General features: G+C 67.2%; 4 protein-coding genes. All 4 read left to right on the top strand.

The features are described 5' to 3' along the window. Positions 1-77: 77 nt before the first annotated feature. Genes B2869_RS06900 through B2869_RS06885 form a run of 4 tightly spaced genes read left to right on the top strand, consistent with a single transcriptional unit; the run spans position 78 to position 3059 of the window. The gene (locus tag B2869_RS06900) at positions 78-425 is read left to right on the top strand and encodes a hypothetical protein (protein ID WP_292764257.1); all 348 of its coding nucleotides are present in this window, start codon (positions 78-80) and stop codon (positions 423-425) included. A gap of 12 nt (positions 426-437) precedes the next feature. Further along, positions 438-1739: a hypothetical protein gene (locus B2869_RS06895; RefSeq protein WP_292764254.1), complete on the top strand. Its 1302-nt coding sequence runs from the start codon at positions 438-440 to the stop codon at positions 1737-1739. Continuing rightward, positions 1736-2344 carry a hypothetical protein gene (locus B2869_RS06890; protein ID WP_292764251.1) on the top strand — a complete coding sequence of 203 codons (609 nt, stop codon included), beginning with the start codon at positions 1736-1738 and terminating at the stop codon, positions 2342-2344. The genes B2869_RS06895 and B2869_RS06890 overlap by 4 nt, the downstream gene beginning before the upstream one ends. Before the next feature lie 37 nt (positions 2345-2381). Continuing rightward, complete coding sequence (locus B2869_RS06885) at positions 2382-3059, top strand: hypothetical protein (protein ID WP_292764248.1); 678 nt, start codon at positions 2382-2384, stop codon at positions 3057-3059. The last annotated feature ends 26 nt before the right edge of the window (positions 3060-3085 follow it).

Below are 3085 nucleotides of genomic sequence, written 5' to 3'. Positions count from 1 at the left end.
CGATGGGGAGTACTCCCCATCGCGTCGTGCGGTGCTTCCCAGTAACGTCGTAGCGTCCGGGAAAGAAGGAGGGGGCCATGGCAGGCGAACGCATGCTCGTGCCGATCAGTGATCTGCGAACGACCAGCGAGAAGCTCACGGCGATCGTGGCCGAGCTGGAGTCCGCTGCGGCGAAGCAGGACGATGTCGAGAACGCCGTGGGAAGGCCGTACGGTGACGGACGTCTGAAGGATCGCTGCCACGACTTCGAGGGCAGCTGGAACGACAGCCGCGACAAACTGCTCACCAAGCTCAAAGAGGTCGCCGGCCGGGTCAAGGGCACGGTCGACGAGGTCACGAGCCTCGACACCGAGATGGCGACGTCGATGGAGCAGTCGGGTTCGGGGAACGCACCAGGTGCCGGGCGTCAGCCGGCAGCGGTCTAGGGGGAGAAGCAGATGCAGACGAACAAGGGACGTGACGTCGAAGTCGTGGCCGGCGATGCCGTGGCGATCGCCGACCGGGGAACGAAGATCGTCGAGCTCGGCGACAGCATGGTCAGTGCCGCTGCCACGCTCAAGGGCATCAAAGACGGCTCCATCGATGGCGAGGGCTATGCGATGGACAAGATCAAGGATGTCGTCGATGACGTCCACAAGGATCTCGATGAGGCGGGTCGCCGCTACAAGCCGGCCGGGACGACGCTGAGCAATTACGCCACGGCGCTCGAGACCGCGCAGAGTCGTATGCGCACCATCGTGGCCGATTGCCAGACGAGCCTCACCGAGCTCCAGACCGCGCAGTCGAACGCGGCCGACGCCGCCGACGCGCTCCAGGCGCACAACACCTCGACGCGGCTGAATCCGCCGGCCGAAGAGGACGCGGCAGCGAACACGACTGCCGGCACGAATCTCGCGAACGCCGCCTCCGGTGCGGCGTCCACGCTGAGCACCGCCGAGACGACCCACAACGACAACCTCGACGCGTTCGACGGCGAGTACGACACCTGGCACACCGCCTACGAGACCGCTGTCTCGGGCCTTACCGACGCGAACAAGATCGGGGAGGACTCCACCTGGGAGAACATCGCCGGTGTCCTCGCCGTGGTCGCGGAGTGGGTGAGCTGGATCGGCCTCGCGATCGCCGTGCTCGGACTCATCATCGGCGGGCCCTTCTTCGCGATCGCGGCCCTCGTCGTGGGCGTCATCGCGCTCGCTCTGACGGTGGCACTGATGTTCGACGGGCGCAAAGGCTGGGGTGATCTCGCGATGTCGATCATCGGGGTGCTCCCGATCGGGAAGCTCGGACAGGGTCTCGGGAAGTTCTTCAAGGCGATTCCGAAGCAGCTCACAGGGCCGCTCGGCCAGATCCGCAACATCCGTGGGATCACCGCGGCTCCGAAGGGCAGCTGGGGGGTGATGAGCAAGGCGAACTTCGCGAACTTCGTGCAGAACGCCTCGCGGACGCGTATGACGGGTCCGTTCACCTTGGCGGGGCTCGGCCAGCGTTTCCTCGGCGGAGCCAACCGGTCATTCACCGTCTCGTTCCAGGAGGCGGTCGCGGCCGGCACCGGGTACGGGAACCGGCTGATCAACCAGCTGCCGGATGCGCTCTCCAGCCTCGCGAAGTCTCCGGCTCCCGACCTGTTCGAGCAGGCGTACAACGTGTACAAGTGGGCGGACAAGGGCGTGGCCCTCGCGGGCGGCAGTCCTTCCGGTGGTCTGTCGCCGGCCAGCATGCTCAACGGTCTCACCCGATGACGTCGGTGCCGGTCGCCGACGGCGCGGCGCGATGGGACTTCGCCTACGACGCGGAGTGGTTCATCCCGCTGCCCGCGGCTGATCTGCTGCGGCGAGAGCAGAGCATCGGGGAGCAGTGGGTGTCGGCTGCGGTCGAGCACTACGCCGAACGGTCCCCGCTCACGGACGGCGACCGCGAGGCACTCGCTTTCACGGCCGAAGGCATATTGGGCCTCGCTGGCAACGCTGCCGTGCAACTGTGGTTCGTCCCCCGTGGCGTGTACAGCGACGTCGTGGTCGAGGTGACGGTCTCCGCGGCAGCCGACCTGGATATCCCTGCCATCCTGACCGAGATCGCCACCCTCCCTGACTCGACGGCGTCCGAGCTCACGGCACTGGAGACCGACACCCACGGCAAGGGCTTCCTCCTGCGCCGCACGTCCGCCGTGCTCCTCGACGACGGCGAGGCACGCCCCATCGCGAACTGGACGGTGATGCTCAGCGACGGCGACTCTGCGATCATGATCGAGGCGATGGGGTCGACGCTCGAGCCGTTCGCCCTCATGGAGGAGCAGATCCCGAAGATCATCGCCGGTATCACGTTGCCCTCAGACGTGCCCGCGTGATCGCCGACCGCACGATCGACACGAGGAGTGCCGCCCGATGAACGAGATGAACGACCTCGGCGTGGAATTCCGCTACGGCGTCCCCGCCTTCCGCCTCGTGCTGCCTCCGGGCTGGGCGACGCACCTGCCGACGAACGCCGGGCAGCAGGAGGATGTGCGCAAGGCCAGCGCGATCTTCATGCAGGCCGGGCGTCCCGATCTCGACGCGGAGTTCCGCACCATGATGGCGCAGGCCAATCAGGGCATGCGGCGCACCAAGGTATTCGCGATCTATCGGCAGGAAGACGTGCCGATGGACGAACTCCTGCCCCTCTCGATCACGGCCTCCGCCCTCGACGCACCCGACGGCGAGAATCTCGACGCCTGGGTGACCGAGGCATTCCGCGTCCGTGGCGCGGTCTTCCTCGACGAGAACATCAAGCACATCGTCCGCTGGTCCACCGAGGCCCAGCGCCCCGCGGGCGCGCCCGCGATCGAGGGAGTCGGCGGCCGCACGGTGACCTACATCATCCCGGTGCCGGGAACGCTGCGCCGTAAGGCGCTCGTGTTCACGTCGACCATCGTGATCCCGGACGGCGACGTGATCCCCGCTGAGGTGCTCGACGGCATCGAGTTGCTCAGCGACGCCATGATCTCGACCTTCGCGTGGGAGCAGCTGGCCGAGGAGCCGGCAGTCCCCGTCACCGCCGAGCAGGCGCCGACCGACCGCCGCTGAAGCCGCTGCGGGGATGGGGAGTTGTC

Origin of the sequence: Microbacterium sp. UBA3486 (assembly GCF_002377845.1) — a bacterium.
GTDB lineage: Bacteria > Actinomycetota > Actinomycetes > Actinomycetales > Microbacteriaceae > Microbacterium > Microbacterium maritypicum_A.
Note: the sequence above shows the minus strand (reverse complement) of the source record. Positions and strands in the feature narration are given on the sequence as shown.

What these genes read in the sequence shown, in the direction of transcription:
- B2869_RS06900 (WP_292764257.1), top strand. Translation starts at nt 78, where the DNA reads ATGGCAGGCGAACGCATGCTCGTGCCGATCAGTGATCTGCGAACGACC.
- B2869_RS06895 (WP_292764254.1), top strand. Translation starts at nt 438, where the DNA reads ATGCAGACGAACAAGGGACGTGACGTCGAAGTCGTGGCCGGCGATGCC.
- B2869_RS06890 (WP_292764251.1), top strand. Translation starts at nt 1,736, where the DNA reads ATGACGTCGGTGCCGGTCGCCGACGGCGCGGCGCGATGGGACTTCGCC.
- B2869_RS06885 (WP_292764248.1), top strand. Translation starts at nt 2,382, where the DNA reads ATGAACGAGATGAACGACCTCGGCGTGGAATTCCGCTACGGCGTCCCC.